The organism is Maritalea porphyrae, assembly GCF_030159895.1.
GTDB lineage: Bacteria > Pseudomonadota > Alphaproteobacteria > Rhizobiales > Devosiaceae > Maritalea > Maritalea porphyrae.
Window position 1 is genome coordinate 1,947,647 of record NZ_BSNI01000002.1, and the last position, 18,677, is coordinate 1,966,323.

The 18,677-nt window shown below is 49.9% G+C and carries 15 protein-coding genes; 7 read left to right on the top strand and 8 right to left on the bottom strand.

The window, feature by feature from the left end; all coding sequences use genetic code 11:
* Positions 1-44: 44 nt before the first annotated feature.
* Positions 45-1,463 carry a peptidoglycan DD-metalloendopeptidase family protein gene (locus QQL65_RS12950; protein ID WP_284365211.1) on the top strand — a complete coding sequence of 473 codons (1,419 nt, stop codon included), beginning with the start codon at positions 45-47 and terminating at the stop codon, positions 1,461-1,463.
* A 39-nt stretch (positions 1,464-1,502) separates the two neighbouring features.
* On the opposite strand, the gene QQL65_RS12955 is transcribed toward QQL65_RS12950, so the two are convergent.
* Positions 1,503-2,369 carry an ATP-binding protein gene (locus QQL65_RS12955; protein WP_284365212.1) on the bottom strand — a complete coding sequence of 289 codons (867 nt, stop codon included), beginning with the start codon at positions 2,367-2,369 and terminating at the stop codon, positions 1,503-1,505.
* Between the two features lie 161 nt (positions 2,370-2,530).
* Between QQL65_RS12955 and yajC the strand changes: the two genes are divergently transcribed.
* The 4 genes from yajC to QQL65_RS12975 are packed head-to-tail and all read left to right on the top strand — an operon-like array spanning position 2,531 to position 6,698.
* Positions 2,531-2,881: a preprotein translocase subunit YajC gene (gene yajC, locus QQL65_RS12960; RefSeq protein ID WP_284365214.1), complete on the top strand. Its 351-nt coding sequence runs from the start codon at positions 2,531-2,533 to the stop codon at positions 2,879-2,881.
* A 33-nt stretch (positions 2,882-2,914) separates the two neighbouring features.
* The gene (gene secD / locus QQL65_RS12965) at positions 2,915-5,452 is read left to right on the top strand and encodes a protein translocase subunit SecD (protein WP_284365217.1); all 2,538 of its coding nucleotides are present in this window, start codon (positions 2,915-2,917) and stop codon (positions 5,450-5,452) included.
* A gap of 5 nt (positions 5,453-5,457) precedes the next feature.
* A complete protein-coding gene (locus QQL65_RS12970) occupies positions 5,458-5,847 on the top strand; it encodes an Mth938-like domain-containing protein (protein WP_284365219.1) in 390 nt (129 codons plus the stop codon).
* A gap of 2 nt (positions 5,848-5,849) precedes the next feature.
* Positions 5,850-6,698 carry a phytoene/squalene synthase family protein gene (locus QQL65_RS12975; protein ID WP_284365221.1) on the top strand — a complete coding sequence of 283 codons (849 nt, stop codon included), beginning with the start codon at positions 5,850-5,852 and terminating at the stop codon, positions 6,696-6,698.
* A 4-nt stretch (positions 6,699-6,702) separates the two neighbouring features.
* Here QQL65_RS12975 and trmFO read toward each other — a convergent pair whose 3' ends face one another.
* From trmFO to uvrA, 5 genes are all read right to left on the bottom strand, one after another.
* Positions 6,703-8,094 carry a methylenetetrahydrofolate--tRNA-(uracil(54)-C(5))-methyltransferase (FADH(2)-oxidizing) TrmFO gene (gene trmFO / locus QQL65_RS12980; protein WP_284365224.1) on the bottom strand — a complete coding sequence of 464 codons (1,392 nt, stop codon included), beginning with the start codon at positions 8,092-8,094 and terminating at the stop codon, positions 6,703-6,705.
* Positions 8,095-8,225: 131 nt separating this feature from the next.
* On the bottom strand, positions 8,226-8,375 hold the full coding sequence (locus tag QQL65_RS12985) for a DUF1127 domain-containing protein (RefSeq protein WP_284365226.1): 150 nt from the start codon (positions 8,373-8,375) through the stop codon (positions 8,226-8,228).
* A 218-nt stretch (positions 8,376-8,593) separates the two neighbouring features.
* The gene (locus tag QQL65_RS12990; protein ID WP_284365229.1) at positions 8,594-8,743 is read right to left on the bottom strand and encodes a DUF1127 domain-containing protein; all 150 of its coding nucleotides are present in this window, start codon (positions 8,741-8,743) and stop codon (positions 8,594-8,596) included.
* Positions 8,744-8,868: 125 nt separating this feature from the next.
* Positions 8,869-9,036: a hypothetical protein gene (locus QQL65_RS12995; RefSeq protein ID WP_284365232.1), complete on the bottom strand. Its 168-nt coding sequence runs from the start codon at positions 9,034-9,036 to the stop codon at positions 8,869-8,871.
* A gap of 135 nt (positions 9,037-9,171) precedes the next feature.
* On the bottom strand, positions 9,172-12,054 hold the full coding sequence (uvrA, locus tag QQL65_RS13000; protein WP_284365235.1) for an excinuclease ABC subunit UvrA: 2,883 nt from the start codon (positions 12,052-12,054) through the stop codon (positions 9,172-9,174).
* A 268-nt stretch (positions 12,055-12,322) separates the two neighbouring features.
* Between uvrA and QQL65_RS13005 the strand changes: the two genes are divergently transcribed.
* Positions 12,323-12,802, top strand: coding sequence for a single-stranded DNA-binding protein (locus QQL65_RS13005; RefSeq protein ID WP_284365237.1), 480 nt, complete (start codon positions 12,323-12,325; stop codon positions 12,800-12,802).
* Between the two features lie 66 nt (positions 12,803-12,868).
* Here the strand turns inward: QQL65_RS13005 and QQL65_RS13010 are convergent, their stop codons facing one another.
* Together QQL65_RS13010 and QQL65_RS13015 are read right to left on the bottom strand one after the other, a co-directional pair.
* Positions 12,869-13,405, bottom strand: coding sequence for a hypothetical protein (locus tag QQL65_RS13010; RefSeq protein ID WP_284365238.1), 537 nt, complete (start codon positions 13,403-13,405; stop codon positions 12,869-12,871).
* On the bottom strand, positions 13,389-15,608 hold the full coding sequence (locus QQL65_RS13015) for an efflux RND transporter permease subunit (RefSeq protein WP_284365240.1): 2,220 nt from the start codon (positions 15,606-15,608) through the stop codon (positions 13,389-13,391). Before QQL65_RS13015 ends, QQL65_RS13010 begins: the two co-directional genes overlap by 17 nt.
* Before the next feature lie 294 nt (positions 15,609-15,902).
* Here QQL65_RS13015 and gyrA point away from each other — a divergent pair, with 294 nt between their 5' ends.
* Positions 15,903-18,659, top strand: coding sequence for a DNA gyrase subunit A (gene gyrA / locus QQL65_RS13020; protein ID WP_284366290.1), 2,757 nt, complete (start codon positions 15,903-15,905; stop codon positions 18,657-18,659).
* Positions 18,660-18,677: the final 18 nt, after the last annotated feature.

Here is an 18,677-nt window from a genome sequence, read left to right on the forward strand (position 1 = left end):
TCTATACTCAAATCCGTTGTATTGTATTGAGTAAGAGTAATCGCATGAGTATCCGGTTTCGGTCAGAGGCTTTGAAGTCCTCAGTTGCAATCCTTGGTGCACTGTCCTGCGCGGCACTGCTTTCTGGGTGCATGGCCAGCAGGTTTACCAGCCCGCTTACCACTAGCTCTGTCAACACCGCCGCAAACGCTGACATCAATCAGGCAATGCCTGATGCTGTTGCTGCAACGCAATTGCCACCAGCAGGACAGTATCTAAGCGCAAACAATTCACGCGCGCCATACATTCCAGCTGCTTCGGTGGGGCAATCCAACACACAAACATTTGATACAAGAGACCCGCTAGCTTCGGGCGCATACCCACAGGTTCAGGCAGCCCCAAATATGGGGCAAGTCGCGGTGCAACAACCGCAAGTTGTTCGCCGACAGTTGCCCACTTTGACCCAAAATCCAGTAACGAGTACCCAGTCAATGCCCGCAATGCCATCTCTTGCTGAGGTCGACCTCACCACAGCGCCAAAAATCGATAACACCACAACCGCAAGTATCGCCGCAGCGCCTCGTGCTGTGCCGGACAATGCCTTTATTCACAAGATCGCTGCCGGCGAATCGCTTTACGCGATCGCACGACAGTACGATGTCACAACAGATTCGATTGTGGCAGCGAACGGCCTTACGTCCCCGGACAAGATTTTCGTCGGTCAGGATGTGATTATACCAGGTCGCCCTGGAATGGTTGCGCCAAAAATCTCTGCACCGCAAAGCATCGCTGCAAAGGAAGAGGCGTCTAAGCCGGTGAAAGTTGCGGAGGTGACAACACCTCCCGCTTCAATTCCCGACCAGACAAATGTTGCCGCCCCGGTTTTGACCAAACCTGCGACGACGCCTGTAGCGCCAACACGCACTGCTGAAGTGGAGCCGCAGCAAATCGCACCTATTCCAATCGCGCGCCCCGCCAGCCTGCCTGCAACAGCTCCCAAGGTCGCTGAAGTGAAAAATGTGGCGCCAAAACCTGCGCCTACGGACAAAGTGACTGTTACAGCTTCAGTTGATCCGGTGAAAGTTGCTGCGCCCGTGGCTAAGGAGCCAAAAGCAGCTTCAGGTTCATTCCGCTGGCCTGTTAAGGGACGTGTGATCGCAGACTTTAAAGCGTCAAAGAACACGGGTGTGAATATTGAAGTGCCTGAAGGTTCGTCAGTACGAGCAACCGAAAACGGCGAGGTCATCTATGTCGGCAACGCTGTAGAGGGCTTTGGCAATCTCGTTTTGATCAAGCATAGCAATGGATTTGTGTCCGCTTATGCACACCTCAAAGACATTACAATTGCCAAAGGCGCAATTGTTGACCGCGGTGATTCGATCGGGACAGTCGGTATGACTGGTGCGGTGAGCCGTCCACAGTTGCACTTTGAATTGCGCAAAGGCGCAACCCCGGTGGATCCAATGCCATTGCTGGCAAGCTAATCGCATCAGGATTACAGATTGCAGATTTGAGGGCCGGTCCTAATTGATGGACTGGCCTTTTTTGCCGGCTAATTGCCGCACAAACTGAATGGCAACTCGCCCGGAACGCGCGCCACGTGTCGCTGCCCATTCGATGGCAGCAGCTCGAAGCTCGTCGTCTTCGATCGGAATGTCGAAATGCCGACAATAGTGAGCGACCATCTCAAGATAAGTTGGCTGATCACAATTGTGAAAGCCTAGCCATAAGCCAAACCGGTCAGAGAGCGAGACTTTTTCGTCGATTGCTTCATTTGAATGGATTGCGGCGCGTGTTTCGTTTTCAACCATGTCGCGGGGCATCAAATGGCGTCTGTTTGATGTTGCATAAAACAGTACGTTACTTGGGCGACCCTCAAGGCCACCATCCAGAACGGACTTCAAGGCTTTGTAATCCATCTCGTCTTTGTCAAACGACAAGTCGTCACAATAGACTAAGAACTGAGCACTCAGTGTGGCAACTGAACGCATAAGGGAGGGGAGGGTTTGTATGTCCTCCCGGTGGATTTCAACCAAAACGAGACGCTTGAAACTTGAATCTGATGCTGCCTTTTGGTTGATGTCCGCATGCAGTGCTTTGACGATGGAGCTCTTGCCCATGCCTTTTGCGCCCCACAGCAGCGCGCTATTGGCACCATGGCCACGTGCAAACTGCTCCGTATTTGCCGCAAGGATTGCTTTTTGATTATCGATTCCCAATAACAGCGCCAAATCAATGTAGTTCACCTTTTCGATTGGGAGTAGAATCTGGTTTTGACCGTCCCATTGATAGGCGTTTGCATTTGTTAACTCGGCTTTTTGGTGCAAATCTCGCCCAGCAAGAACCGCCAAAGAGCGGGCAATATCCAAAAGCACCTGTTTCTTTTTCATTTTATATCCAATCTTTGGGCGAAAAGCCTTGTTAGGCTTTGCATTTGCAAATTTGCACCTATATATTCCCGCACGATCTAAAGACCAAACGCGACGGCCATGTTTGATCCCATTAAATGGGATTTGATTGTGGTTTAAAAGTCGATCTAAGGAGTATCCGTATGTTTGTAACACCAGCATTTGCACAAGCTGCAGCACCAGGCGCCGCCGACTATTTGACCAGCTTGATGCCAATCTTGCTGATTATCCCGATTTTCTACTTTTTGATTATTCGGCCACAGCAAAAGCGTGTGAAAGAGCAAGCAAATATGCTCGAAGCTATCCGTCGCAACGATACAATCGTCACAAGCGGCGGTTTGGTTGGCAAAGTTGTTCGCGTGCATGAAGAAGCAGGCGAGCTGGAAGTTGAACTCGCGAAAGACGTCCGGGTGAAGGTTGTCCGTTCAATGGTTGCTGATGTGCGCACCAAAGCTGAGCCTGTCAACGACAACAAAACAGCTGCCAAGAAATAATCTAGCCAACAGACAAGAAGATCTGATCCGCTCATGCTGCAATTCTCTCCCATCCGAACTGCGTTGATACTTATCGTGTCTTTGGCAGGTATTCTGTTCACACTGCCAAACTTTGTTTCGCAGCAAACTGTAAATGCCCTGCCAGATTGGATGCCAAAGCAGCAAATTGTTTTGGGCCTTGATTTGCAAGGCGGGTCGCACTTGCTATTGCAAGTGAACAGGGAAGAGCTTCTAACTGAGCGGGTCAAAGAGCTGCGTCGTGAGGCGCGCTCTTTGTTGGCAAATGACAATGCCATCGGGCATATCATCAAAACAGACGGCACTTTGCTCACCATCGAATTGACGGACCAAAGCCAGTTCGAACAAGCAAAAACAGCTCTGAAAGAGTTGGATATTCCGATCTCGACGACTATTGGTGGTATTGGTGGCGTTAGTGAAATTGCATTTGGTGAAACCGCTGATGGCAAGTTGACAATGCAACTTACGGACGAAGGCGTTGAAGAACGGCTTTCGTCGGTCGTTGCGCAATCTATTGAAGTTGTTCGACGTCGTATTGATGAATTGGGCACGACAGAGCCGACAATTCAGCGCCAAGGGTCTGACCGGATTTTGGTGCAAGTACCAGGCTTTGACGATTCGCAACGTTTGAAGGAATTGATTTCTCAAACCGCCCGTCTAACTTTCCACATGGTGCACCCAACCATAACCGCGGCTCAGGCGCGCGTGCAGGGATTGCCCGCGGGTACAATGATTTTGCCTAGCCAAGATGGTGGCGACGAATTGTTGATGGAAGATGTTTCCATTGGTGGTGAATCGCTCGTAGATTCTCAGCCAGGATTTGACCCACAATCCAGCCTTCCAATCGTAACCTTCCGCTTCGATACGCGCGGCGCGGTGGTCTTTGCCGAGCTAACTGGCGCAAATGTTGGCCAACGTTTCGCAGTTGTTTTGGATGGTGAGGTCATCACCGCGCCAACAATTCAAACAGCAATTCCAGGCGGATCTGGACAGATTACTGGCAACTTTACTGCAGAGAGCGCAAACGACTTGGCCGTGTTGCTGCGCGCGGGTGCCTTGCCAGCAACGCTAGACATCATAGAAGAACGTTCAGTTGGCCCAAGCCTTGGCGCTGACAGCGTTCAGGCCGGTCAAATAGCCGGATTGGTTGGCGGAATTCTGGTTATTGGCTTTATGCTAGCCGCCTACGGCGTGTTTGGCATCTTCGCAAATATCTCGCTGATCATAAACATTTTCCTAGTCATGGGCGCTTTGTCGATGCTGGGCGCAACGCTTACTCTGCCGGGTATTGCAGGCATTGTTCTGACCATCGGTATGGCTGTTGATGCCAATGTTTTGATTTATGAACGCATCCGAGAAGAAAAGCGGGCAGGGCGTTCGGTTGTTCAAGCTATCGAGGCCGGTTTTAAGCGAGCCTTTGCGACCATCGTAGATGCAAACGTCACAACTTTGATTGCGGCTGTGATTCTATTTTTCCTTGGTTCTGGCCCAATCCGCGGCTTCGCCATTACTTTGGCCATCGGTATCGTGACCACAATGTTCACCGCATACTTGTTGTCACAGTTTTTGATTGCGCGTTGGTTCGCTTGGCGCCGTCCGAAAGAGCTCAAAGTACATCTGTTGCACCTTTTGCCAGATGGAACTGATTTCAAGTTCATGAGTCGCAAGGTAATTGCATTTGTATTTTCATCCGTTCTGCTTGTTGGTTCGTTGGGCTTGTTTTTCACGCAGGGCTTGAACCTCGGTATCGACTTTAAAGGTGGATCGTCCATCGAAGTTCAAGCACTTGAAGGCGATGCTGACATTGCTGATATCCGTTCACGTGTCGGCGCGCTTGGCCTTGGTGATGTTCAAGTGCAAGAATTTGGTACGCCAAAAGATGTGTTGATCCGAATTGAAACGCAGGATGGTGGCGACACTGCGCAACAGGAAGCTGTCAACAAAGTCATCAATACGGTTCAAACCGACTATGATGTGCGTCGGACTGAGGTTGTTGGGCCAACAGTTTCTGGCGAGCTGGCACAAACGGGTACAATCGCCGTTATCGCCGCAATTATAGCTGTTCTTGGCTACATTTGGATGCGATTTGAGTGGCAATTTGCTCTAGGGGCTGTCGCGGCGTTGGTGCATGACGTCGTGCTAACAATCGGCATGTTCGCCATTACAGGGTTCGAATTCAATCTCGCCTCAATCGCCGCAATTCTGACGATTGTGGGTTACTCACTCAACGATACGGTTGTCGTCTATGACCGAGTGCGCGAAAACTTGCGTAAATACCGCAAGATGTCGATTTCCGACCTTTTGAATATGTCGATAAACAACACGCTGTCGCGCACAATCCTGACGTCGATTACCACCTTGTTGGCACTTGGTGCTTTGGTGATCTTTGGCGGCGAAGTGATCCGCAGCTTCACCTTTGCAATGGCATGGGGAGTGTTGGTTGGTACCTATTCATCAATCTTTGTTGCTGCGCCACTGCTGATCAATTTCAAACTCACGGCACGTGCGGTTGAAGAGAAAAAAGAACAGCGTGAAGACGGGGCATCGGTTTAGTTCTCGTGGCAGAAATCGCTGACGGACACTACAAATATCAAGCACCCATCGATGCCTATGGCAACGGTGGGTTTCGCTTTGATGATATGTCTCACATTGGTTCATTGCTGTGTCTTCCATCTGGTATGCACAAATGGACGATTGAAGACATCACGCTTTTGTCCATCGATCATTTTAAATTTGTGTTTGAACAGGCTGAAAAGATTGATGTGTTTTTACTTGGCACAGGGCAAGATATCGCATTCATTGATGAGCCAGTTCGACGAGAGTTTCGAGACCGATCAATAATTCTTGAGCCAATGAGTACGGGTGCTGCTGTTAGAACTTACAACGTCTTGATGGCAGAGAAACGTGCGGTATCCGCTGGGTTTATCGCCGTTGATAGGGCGAAGTAGCAATGAAACTCAATCAAAATCAACGGCATGTTGCGGATGAGCTGAACAAGCTCAATCGCAACGATTATCTCGTGACGTTGTTCTTGCCTGAAAACGTTCGCGTCGCGGCGCAATCACTATTTGCCTTTTCGGCGGAGCTAAGCGTTGTCCGGCAACGGGTTTCAGAGCCAACCCCTGGCGAGATTAGACTGCAATGGTGGCATGATGCATTGAATGGTGAGGGGCACGGCGCGGTGCGCGCCAACCCAATTGCTGATCAGCTTCTAAACGCCATTGATCAATACAAACTGCCAAAAGTGCCACTATTGCGTATGATCGCTGCGCATCGTTTTGACCTTTACGATGACCCGATGACAGATGTGAACCAGTTCGAAGGTTACGCAGGCGAAACACGTGCTGCTATATACCAATTCGTTGCTATGCTGATTTGCAAAGACGACGACCCAAGTGTTTTTGCCGATGCAGCGGGGCATTTGGGAGTGGCAGCGACTTACATTGAGCGAATGCTCTCTTTCGGTCGCGATTCATCCAAAGGGCAGATATATTTGCCCATTTCCGTTTTCCAGTCTTTCGGCGTCGACGATAAGACTATTCTTGCAGGGCAAAATACCGAATCTGTTCGGCAGGCCATGCTAGCACACCACGAAGCGGCAAAGCAGCACCTAAGTAAGGCGCAATCCGCGATCAACCTTCTGCCCAAAGATAGTCGATTGGCGTTTGCTGAATCGGCGGTTTGTGCAATTCAGTTGCGATATTTGAAAAATAAAATGGATAATCCATTCCTTGTCGGACCTGGACGGTCCGATTGGCGGAAAATGGCATCCATGTTTGCGTTCGCGGCAAAAAACTAAGCGCCTACGCCCAGCTTTTCAAATCCTCAAGCGCGCGCTTTGTCATCGCAAGCTTCTTTGCTTTTGCTTTATCTGGTCCACGCCAGCGCCCCACATGACCTTCAGGTTTGGTCGGCTTTTCGACTGGTGGAAACAAACCAAAGTTCACGTTCATAGGCTGGAACGACTTAATGCCGTTTGTCTCATCAGCCAAGTGTCCGCCAGTAATATGGTGCACCAAAGCGCCCATAGCGGTGGTGCCTGGTGGCGGGCTCATTTCTATGCCAAGAGCTTGCGCGGCCGCCAATCGACCAACCACCAAACCAAGCCCAGCGCTTTCTACGTAGCCCTCGACGCCGGTCACTTGACCTGCAAAGCGCAAACGCGGTTCAGCTTTAAGGCGTAGTTGATCGTCAAGCAATTCTGGTGAGTTGAGGAACGTATTGCGATGCAGGCCACCAAGGCGTGCAAACTGTGCGTCTTCCAAACCAGGGATCATCCGCAAAATGTCTGCCTGTGCGCCATATTTTAGCTTTGTTTGAAACCCGACCATGTTCCACAACGTGCCAAGAGCGTTGTCTTGACGTAATTGCACGATAGCGTGGCACTTTACTTCTGGGTTGCGTGGATTAGTCAAACCAACTGGTTTCATTGGCCCAAAACGCAAGGTTTCGCGGCCGCGTTCTGCCATGACCTCAATGGGTAGACATCCATCAAAGTAAGGTACGTTTTCCCATTCTTTGAATTCCGTCTTTTCCCCCGCCAGCAGCGCATCAATGAAATCATTGTATTGCTGTTCATCCATAGGGCAATTCAGATAGTCAGCGCCAGTGCCCCCAGGGCCAGCTTTGTCGTAGCGAGATTGCGCCCAAACAATATCCATATTGATTGAGTCTTTGTGGATGATCGGTGCGATTGCATCAAAGAATGAGAGTGAATCTGCGTTGGTGATTGATTGAATGCCTTCAGCCAATGCAGGTGAGGTAAGCGGGCCAGTCGCCAAAATCACATTGTCCCATTCTTTGGGTGGCAATCCGGCGACTTCAGAACGATCAATTTCAATGTTTGGGTGTGTTTCAAGCGCAGCCGTCACATCATCCGAAAACGCATCGCGGTCAACCGCAAGCGCTCCACCAGCTGGCAGTTTGTTTTTATCTCCAGATTTCATGATGATCGAATTGCACCGGCGCATCTCTTCATGAAGCAATCCGACGGCGTTGTATTCGTGATCATCAGAGCGAAAGCTGTTGGAACAAACCAGTTCGGCCAAACCATCGGTTTGGTGGGCATCGGTTTTGCGGACAGGGCGCATCTCGTGCAACACTACTTTCGCACCCATCTGCGCGGCTTGCCATGCAGCTTCTGATCCGGCGAGCCCGCCGCCAACAACGTGAATAATCTTTGAAGAATTTGTCATAGGGCCGCACATACAATCAATGCAATTGTTGAGCAACTAAAAATGCAGTGAATAGCAAAACACCCGCGACTTCTTTTGAAGTGCGGGTGTTTAGAATATTGGGAGGTCAGTTCTTTGTGAGGCGACCCGCATTAGATGCGAGCAGCTTGCTCACGTGCCAAAGGCTGGATGTCACCGCGAGTGATGCCTAGATCGTGCAATTCACGGTCATCAAGAGCGCTTAACTCACGTACAGTTTGACGGTAAGATGCCCAGCGACGTAGTGTTTTTCCGAATTCCATTGTTCATCTCCTTCGATTAAATGGTGTGTTTGTTTTGTTGTCCTGAAGATAGGCCGATCATCATCGATTGAGTAGATAGAAAAAGTGCAATTCGTCTATGCGTTTTGTGCATGGCTTGCAATAAGGTCCGGTAAACAATAACAAAACACCCGCACTTCAATGAAGAAGAGCGGGTGTTTGATATCGTCTGATGGTCGTTGGACCGTATCAGTTTTTGCTTAGATGCGTTCTGCTTGTGAGCGCGCAACAGCTACAATGTCGCCACGGTTGATACCGAGGTCATTTAGGCCGCGCTCGTCAAGTGCGTTCAACGCACGAACAGTTTTACGGTAAGAAGCCCAGCGGCGTAGTGAATTTGTCAAAGCCATGATCATTCTCCTGTTGAATGCATTGGTTATTGTTTCGATGACGCTGATATAGGGTTATCTAAATTTTTTTAGTAGTCTGATTTCTCGCACATCACCCATGCAAAAACTGCAGGCCTTTATTAACCCTATCTTGTCAGTTCAAAATTCTTGCCTAGTTGTTGATTTGGCAACCGAAATTCGCGCGCGTAGATACCAAGTTTGCTGGCTTCGTCGTGAATGTGAGGATCAAGTTCGCGCAATTGTTGGCGAATATTCAGTAGTTCAAAGTAGGAAAATAGCGGTGCACGTTTCATCGGGCTCTCCAATCATGCATCAAAGTATGCTTGAAGGTACCAATTGGCGCGAGTGTGCACCACCATCCATTGCGCTGAACAGCTATGCGCTAGTCACAAACGGTCAGCAACTTGCTGTCATATGAATCAGCTATGCTACTCAGCTGCGGATCGCTGACCCGGGCGTCGATCTAGCAATTCCTTCAAGAACCGCCCAGTGTGAGATCGCTCGACCTCGATTATCGCTTCAGGCGGACCTTCAGCAACAATCTCACCACCGCCATCGCCACCTTCAGGACCAAGGTCGATAACCCAGTCTGCGGTTTTGATTACTTCAAGATTATGCTCAATAACCACCACGGTGTTACCCTGGTCGACGAGTTCGTGAAGCACCTCAAGCAATTTGGCGACATCATGGAAGTGTAGGCCCGTTGTTGGTTCATCCAAAACGTAAAGTGTTCGACCGGTTGCGCGTTTTGATAGTTCCTTGGATAGCTTGACCCGTTGCGCTTCGCCACCAGAAAGGGTCGTCGCGGGTTGTCCCACTTTAACATAGCCAAGGCCCACACGTTGTAAGGTCAACATCTTGTCGCGTATGGATGGAACCGCTGCAAAAAACTCTACAGCTTCATCTACCGTCATATCCAAAACGTCAGAAATGGATTTTTCTTTGAACATGACTTCAAGCGTTTCACGATTGTACCGCTTGCCTTTACAGGTATCGCAGGTCACATACACATCCGGTAGGAAGTGCATTTCGATTTTGATAACGCCGTCGCCCTGGCAGGCTTCACAACGTCCGCCCTTAACGTTGAACGAAAAACGGCCAGGTGCGTACCCGCGCGCTTTTGCTTCTGGCAATCCGGCAAACCATTCACGTATTGGCGTAAAGGCGCCCGTATAGGTGGCAGGGTTAGAGCGTGGCGTGCGCCCGATTGGGCTTTGGTCGATGTCGATGACTTTGTCCAAAAACTCCAGACCCAACAATTGGTCATGCGGAGCAGGGGTGACACGTGCACCATTCAGCCTTCGCGCGATTGCTGTGTACATTGTGTCTAGTAGTAATGTTGATTTGCCACCACCAGATACGCCGGTGACGGCCACAAATGTGCCCAACGGAATATCGACTGAAACGTTCTTCAGATTATTGCCCGTCGCGCCGGTGATCTTGATACGTCGCGAGTCAGATAGTGGCCGACGTTCCGCTGGTATCTTTACGCCCAATTCGCCCGACAGATATTTCCCGGTTAAGCTCTTTTTGCTTTTGATGATGTCTTGCGGTTTGCCTTGTGCAACAATTTGCCCGCCGTGGATACCTGCACCTGGGCCAATATCAACCACATAGTCCGCGGTTAGCACCGCATCTTCGTCATGCTCCACGACTATGACTGTGTTGCCTAAATCACGCAGACGACGCAACGTTTCGAGCAGTCGAGCATTGTCTCGCTGGTGCAAGCCAATTGAAGGCTCATCGAGAACGTACAACACACCAGTCAAACCTGAACCAATCTGTGATGCCAGTCTGATCCGTTGGCTTTCACCGCCTGACAGGGTGCCGGAATTACGTGATAGCGACAGATAGTCCAGGCCCACATCAACCAAGAAGTTTAAGCGATCCCGAATCTCTTTCATGATCCGTTCGCCAATTTCCCTCTGCGTCGGATTGAGGCGATCACCCAGGTCAGAAAACCATTCATAAGCTTCACGAATTGATTTTCGGGACACATCGCCAATGTGCAAACCATCAATTTTTACCGCAAGCGCTTCGGGTTTTAACCGATTACCTTCGCAAACCTCACAAGGTGCGCGTGACATGTATTTCTCGATCTCTTCGCGCATACCAGCAGATTCAGTTTCGCGGTAGCGACGCTCAAGATTGCCGATGACACCTTCAAACGGCTTTTCGGTTTTGTAAGATCGCAAGCCGTCGTCATAGACAAAGACAATCTTTTTGCCTTTGGTGCCAAAAAGAACCGCATCTCTCACATCGTCAGATAATTCCGACCACGGCGTATCCAATGACGCGCCAAATGCTTTGGTGACCGCATCAAGCGTTTGGATGTAATAGGGAGCGGAGGTCTTTGACCAAGGCAGGATTGCTCCACCTTTGAGGCTCTTTGAGTTGTCGGGGACAACCAAATCTGGCGACATTTTTGCTTCGGTTCCCAAACCATCACATGTGGGACAAGCGCCAAACGGGTTGTTGAACGAAAATAGGCGCGGCTCAACTTCTTCAATAGTGAAGCCAGAAACCGGACAAGCAAATTTCTCTGAGAAAATCAGGCGCTCATTGTCGCCCTCTTTGGCAACCAGTTCGGCAATTGCCAACCCATCTGCCAACTGCAATGCCGTTTCAAAACTCTCAGCCAGTCGCGACTGCAGATCGGGGCCGACGACAAGCCGGTCAACCACCACTTCAATATCGTGCTTGTACTTCTTGTCCAACACCGGTGCGTCAGCTATTTCGTAAAATTCGCCATCAATTTTGACCCGCTGAAACCCACGTTTCATCAAGCTTGCGAGTTCTTTTTTGTACTCGCCCTTACGCCCGCGAACAATCGGCGCCAGCAAGTAAAGTCGCGTGCCCTCTTCAAGCGCCAGAACCTTGTCCACCATTTGGCTGACTGTTTGACTTTCAATCGGCAGTCCGGTTGCAGGCGAGTAGGGAATGCCAACGCGGGCAAACATCAAACGCAGATAGTCATAAATCTCGGTAACTGTGCCAACAGTCGAGCGTGGATTTCGCGATGTTGTTTTTTGCTCAATCGAAATAGCTGGAGACAAGCCATCAATTTGTTCAACATCTGGCTTCTGCATCATTTCTAAGAACTGGCGAGCATATGCAGAAAGGCTTTCGACATAGCGACGTTGTCCTTCCGCATAAATCGTGTCAAATGCAAGTGAGGACTTCCCAGACCCCGATAGCCCCGTCATTACGATCAACTGATCGCGTGGCAAGGTTAGATCCACGGACTTCAAATTGTGCTCTTTGGCCCCACGGATAACAATGTCACGATTTAGGGACGAAGATTTTGGCATACTAAACTTCCATATCGAAGAAATTCACGCTCAAGCTGGCCTTTGACTGGCTTTGTCTGATTGAACGTATTATTGACTCGCATTTGTTTTCATAAGAACATAAATAGAACACGCGCGGCGACGTCAAGTGGCTTGTGGATGAGTGTCAATCAATTCTTCTAGATTGAACAATCATGTGTACATAAGAGACAACGAACAAAATGATGCGGCGGATTGATAATAAACCCAATTGGGTTTGCCGTATTTCGGCATTGAAGGGAATGACAAGATGGCAGGAAGCGTAAACAAGGTTATTTTGGTTGGCAATTTGGGTGCAGACCCAGAAGTGCGCAACACGCAAGATGGTCGTCCGATCGTCAATCTTCGCATCGCGACATCTGAACGGTGGCGCGACAAAAACTCAGGTGAGCAGCGTGAAAAAACTGAGTGGCACCGCGTTGTGATCTTCTCTGAAGGTCTTTGCCGTGTTGCAGAACAGTACTTGCGCAAAGGTTCCACAGTTTACATTGAAGGCCAACTGCAAACTCGCAAATGGCAGGACCAAGATGGAAACGACCGTTATTCAACTGAGATCGTGCTGCAGGGTTTCAACTCAACATTGACTATGCTTGGCGGTCGCAGCGACAACAACGATAGCAGCGGCTATGGCGGCGGTTCACGTTCAAATGATATGGGCGGCGGTGGCCGTCCTCAAGCAAGCGCGCCAGCCTTTGATAGCGGCGGTATGGACGATGATATCCCGTTCTAATGGTTATACAGACGCAAAAAAAAAGGCCGCAAATTTGGCGGCCTTTTTTAATGCGTTGAATTCGACTTAGCGTTTGCTAAATGGAATATTCGCAACGGATTTACCACCGCTTGCTTTGTGCAAAATATCAAACTGGACATTGATCTTTCCGCCGACCAATTTCAAAGATACGCCAATGTCGAACGCGTCGTTTGTTTCTGATTTTATGTTGTTCAAGGCAAATGAAAGATTTTTGCCTGAACGTTTGCCCACGGCTACGCCTTGAAAGCTGGTATTTGAGGACATAACAGCCTCGAACCTACGCCGAGCTTCGATATAGCCAACGGTGCCGCGCATAGCCAGGGTTGACCCTGCTAACGAGCAGCGGCCATCCATACCGATTTTGCTGTCACTTGATTCCGTGAACTTCATTTTACAAAGCACGGTTTCGTTGTCGCCAGTCGAAGCGAGTTTGACCTGGCCCTTACCACGCCAATCACCCACATAGGACTGCAATAGCTCAAGATCGGCTTTTGCGGCATAGGCCGGTGTCGCCATCGTTTGAATCGAAATTGCGGCCAAGAGCGCGATCCCGAATTTGGTCACTTCACTTGTGATCTTCATTTTGTTGTCCTCCGACATTCTTCATCAGGCGCCCCCCGGCGACCAGCAGAGCAGGCAAAATAATCAAATCGCCCAACAGTGCCAAAACCAATGTAAGCACACATAGCGCGCCAAAAAGGGCAACTTGTGGCAACACTGAGAAAATTACTACGGTCGTACCAGCACAAAGGATCAGCGTTGTTGCGATAAGCGCAGGGCCAACTCTGTCGAGTGTGCGATTAACCGCATCTCTGTGATTGTAACCTTGATCGCGTGCGCGAACATAATGGTTCATAAAGTGAATTGTATCATCCACTGCGATGCCAAATGCAATCGTGAGCGAGATTACTGTCGTCAATTGCAGCCCAGCTCCCGATACCCAAAGATAAAGCTCAGTACCTAGAATCGGCGCGAAATTCGGAATGATACATATCAGTGCAACGCGCCAGGACCGGAATGCAAAGCCAATAATGAAAATAGAAAAGACTACGGCGAGCGACAAGCCGTCCTGTAGCCTTTTGATCATGTTCACGCTTTCATAAGCGGAGAGCACGCGGAACCCTGAAATCTTTGCGTCCGTGATGCCGGCCTCAACAAGTTGTTTCTGAGTTTGTTCAACCAGCTCGCGTACATCTTTCGAAGACAGACCCGTTGGAACAAAGGACGTTGCCATTGCGATCGAAGCATCGTCGGTGATGAAGCGGCGTTTCATAAATGGACCAACCGCATCAAAAATCTGCTGCCGTGTGAATCCGGCATCATTGTAGTGGGTGAAGCTAGCGGCAGAAATAACTTTGCCTTGGCCAAAAACGTCTTGCACAACATTGTGCACCGTTTCCATACGGCCAAAATCTGCATCGGACACATTTGGATCTGCGTCGTAGAGTGGGAAGGTGATATACAATGGCGCCACACCGCCGACCCCTTCGTCGATGGTCGCAGAAATCGCCATTGCTTCAGATTTCTTTGGCAAAAATTGCTGGAAAGAGAAGCTAGGCTGCAATTGTGTGTGCGGATAAATCATCGCAAAGAAGGCAATAACTGAAAGCACTGCAATTGGTTTGCCAAAGCTATTTGCCAGTTTCGTCAACGCTGGGATTACTGCGGTTAGGGCGACGCTCGGTGCCTGTTTCGGCTTGTAGCCAAGTTTGATCGCCAAACGAATTGCCAGCGGCAGGAATGTCACAAGGGCCAAGAATGCCAACGGTATGGCCAGTGCGCCAGTTATCGCAAACTCAAAAATGCCTTGGCTCGGGGTAATTGCCAGCGAAAGGAATGCAATGATCGTGGTGATAGAAGTCAGGGCACAGGCCGGGCTGACCCGCAGGATCGTTTCTTTGATCGCGTCTTCATGTTCCATGCCCTCACGTGAAAGCCGCAGCCAGTGGAAACAGAAGAACATACTTTCCGCGAAAGCGATCACCAGCACCAGTGCCGTTAGAATGTTGGTTAGAAACGTGAACGAACCAAACAGCATCGTGACGGTGCCGACCACCCAAACCACTGAAATAAATGGCGTAAGGGTTGCAAGCACAGCCCCCCAAAATGTCCGGAATGCCAAGAATGCAGTCAGGAAACCAAGGATAATCCCTGACATAGTGAACTTAATCTGGTCGGAGCGGCTCGCGTTAAGCAGTTCGGCCTTCCAAAGCGGTGGGCCGGTGAGCTGAATTGTAAATCGAGGATCCTCATAAAACGACATGAGTTCACGCAATTCATCAATCATCGCTGCTTCGCCGCGTTCCTTAAGCGCAGAATCGTCGGGGAACATGAGCATCACTAGTCCGCTCAAGTCCTCAACGATCAAATTCCGCATCATCGGATCATTTTGGCGCAACTCTTCAAGCGCCGCAGCCACTTCTGCAGGAGACTGCATATTCTCAGGAACCGCAGGGCGGGTGGCGCCGTCGTCTTTTGCGGGCTTGCGCAACGAGAATGGTGAAAGTGTGCCGCGTGCGAAGCTGTTTAGCTCCAATTCGAGCGCGAATTCGCGTAGGGCTTCAATTACCGCAGGGTCGGTCAGTTTATCCGACTTAACCAACAAATACGCATCATTTTCGAACGTGCCGAAGGTTTCACCAATCTCGACATAAGTATCATAGTGGATGCCTGAATTCTTATAGAGGCGCAAAAGGTCGCCATCGATAGAGACTTTTGGAATTTGGAGGAGGCAAAGTGCTGTGAAAGCAAGCAGTACGACAGTAACAATTTTTGGGTGCCGCATTGTGGCGGTCCCAATACGCTCCAAACCAAAACCAATCGACAAGTTTCTCATCCCCAATACACATGAAGCCGCCCATAGACGGCGGCAATTACTAAATAGCTAGGCGAAAACGCCACGCAAAGTCTAGCGGATCAAACAAGATTTACGGCCAAAATCTCAGATTTTGGGAAAAGAAACGCGAAACGGTCGAAAAATACGCCTTCACTGTGCGCAAATGCACGTTCTGATTGGCCACGCGGCGTGGAATCACTTAAAAACAATCAACCAATTAACGCAACGAAGAATAATATCACCGTGAGCGATACACCTGAGGACAACAATAAGTCCGAACAGCCAAATTCTGACATTTCATTGATCTCTATCACTGATGAGATGCGCCGTTCATATCTCGACTACGCGATGAGCGTGATCGTGAGCCGCGCTCTGCCAGATGTGCGAGATGGTTTGAAGCCTGTGCACCGTCGAATTCTCTATTCGATGCACGAAAATGGCTATGAGTGGAATAAGCAATACCGCAAGTCTGCGCGTGTCGTTGGCGACGTGATCGGTAAATATCACCCACACGGTGATACGGCGATCTATCACGCCATGGTTCGTATGGCGCAAGACTTCTCAATGCGTTTGCCGCTGATTGATGGTCAGGGTAACTTTGGTTCAATCGATGGCGATATGCCCGCTGCGATGCGTTATACGGAAGTGCGCATGGAACGCGTCACGACCATGATCTTGGAAGATATCGATCGGGATACGGTCGACTTCAAAGACAACTACGACAATACGGAAAGCGAACCATCTATCCTGCCAGCGCGTTTCCCGAACCTTTTGGTGAATGGTTCCGGCGGTATTGCGGTTGGTATGGCGACAAATATTCCAAGCCACAACCTTGTTGAAGTAATTGATGGCGCGATCGCCATTATGGACAATCCAGAGATCACAACCGAAGAACTGATGGAAATCGTCCAAGGGCCAGATTTCCCAACCGCCGGTATTATTCTTGGCCGCCATGGCATTCGCTCCGCATATGAAACGGGCAGGGGCTCAGTTCTGATGCGCGGCGTCGTCACGACCGAGGAAATTCGCAAAGACCGCGAAGCTTTGATCATCACGGAAATTCCGTATCAAGTGAACAAAGCCACCATGATCGAAAAGATTGCTGAATTGGTGCGCGACAAGCGGATCGAAGGCATTTCAGATATTCGCGATGAATCAGATCGCAATGGTATGCGCGTCGTGATTGAACTTAAGCGCGACGCCTTCGCAGATGTCGTGCTGAACCAGCTTTATCGTTTCTCGCCGCTACAAACTTCCTTTGGTTGTAACTTTGTTGCATTGAATGGCGGTAAGCCTGAACAGCTAAACTTGCGCCAGATATTGAAGGCATTTGTCGACTTCCGTGAGGATGTTGTTAGCCGCCGCACCAAGTTCTTGCTCAACAAGGCGCGAGATCGTGCTCACATTTTGGTTGGTTTGGTAATTGCTGTCGCCAATGTTGACGAAGTTATCTCGATCATCCGCACTTCGCCTGATCCTGCAACCGCCCGTGCGCGCTTGCTCGAACGTGCCTGGCCAGCGCACGATGTTGAACCACTTATCAAGCTGATTGATGACCCACGCCACACCGTTACGGATGAGGGAACATATTATCTCTCTGAGGAACAAGTAAAAGCGATCCTAGATTTGCGCCTACAGCGTTTGACCGCTCTGGGTCGTGACGAAATCGGCGACGAATTGAATAAGCTTGGCGAAGAAATCAAGGACTACCTTGAGATTCTTCGCTCGCGTGAACGCATTATTGAAATCATTCGCAACGAAATGATTGAAGTTCGCGATCGCTTCGGTACACCGCGTCGCACGCAAATTTTGGATGTTGCTGGCGATGTTGACGATGAAGATTTGATTGCCCGCGAAGAGATGGTTGTTACCGTGTCGCACGGTGGCTACATCAAGCGTGTGCCACTATCAACATATCGCGCTCAACGTCGCGGTGGCAAAGGTCGCTCTGGCATGTCCACACGCGATGAAGATTTTGTGGCGCGCCTGTTTGTAGCAAACACCCATACGCCTGTTTTGTTCTTCTCTTCACGCGGGATTGTTTACAAACTCAAAGTTTGGCGCCTGCCTGTTGGTGCCGCCAACTCTCGTGGCAAAGCGCTCATAAACATTCTACCGTTGCAAGAAGGCGAGCGTATCACATCAATTATGCCTTTGCCCGAAGACGAGGATACTTGGCAAGATCTCGACATTATGTTTGCAACGAAGCGCGGCACCGTGCGTCGTAATTCGCTTGCAGATTTTGTGCAGGTTAACCGCAACGGTAAGATTGCCATGAAACTTGACGACGGCGACGGCATTGTCGGCGTTGAGACTTGCTCGCCACAAGACAATGTTCTTTTGACCACGAAGATGGGCCAAGCCATGCGCTTTGGTGTCGACGAGGTGCGTGTCTTTGCTGGCCGCAACTCGGTTGGCGTTCGCGGCATTAAGCTCGCTGACGGCGATGAAGTGATTGCGATGTCAATTCTTGGACATTTTGATGCGACTTCGGATGAGCGCACGGCTTACCTTAAGCTGCGCCGCTTGATTGAAGGCGATTCAAGTGAAGCAGATGAAGATGAAGCGTTGAGCGACGCTGAAATCAGCCAAGAGCGTTATGCTGAAATGAGCGCCGCTGAACAGTTTATTCTGGCAATTTCAGAAAATGGCTACGGTAAACGTTCATCAGCCTACGAATATCGTAAAACTGGTCGCGGCGGTAAAGGTATCACTGCGATGGCCATGAGCGAGCGGAATGGCGAAATCGTTGCGTCTTTCCCTGTTGAAAATGATGACCAAATTATGTTGGTTACCAATGGCGGCAAGTTGATCCGTGTGCCAGTTGATGGCATCCGGATTGCTGGGCGCGCCACACAGGGTGTGACAGTTCTAAATACTGCAGAGGGCGAACAAGTTGTTTCCGTCGAACGTATTTCTGAACCTGAACCAGACGATGAAGACCAAGTTGACGGTGATGATCAGTCGGACGTAAATGGAGATGGTAAGGAAAGCGAATAGACGCATTCCTGCCCGTTA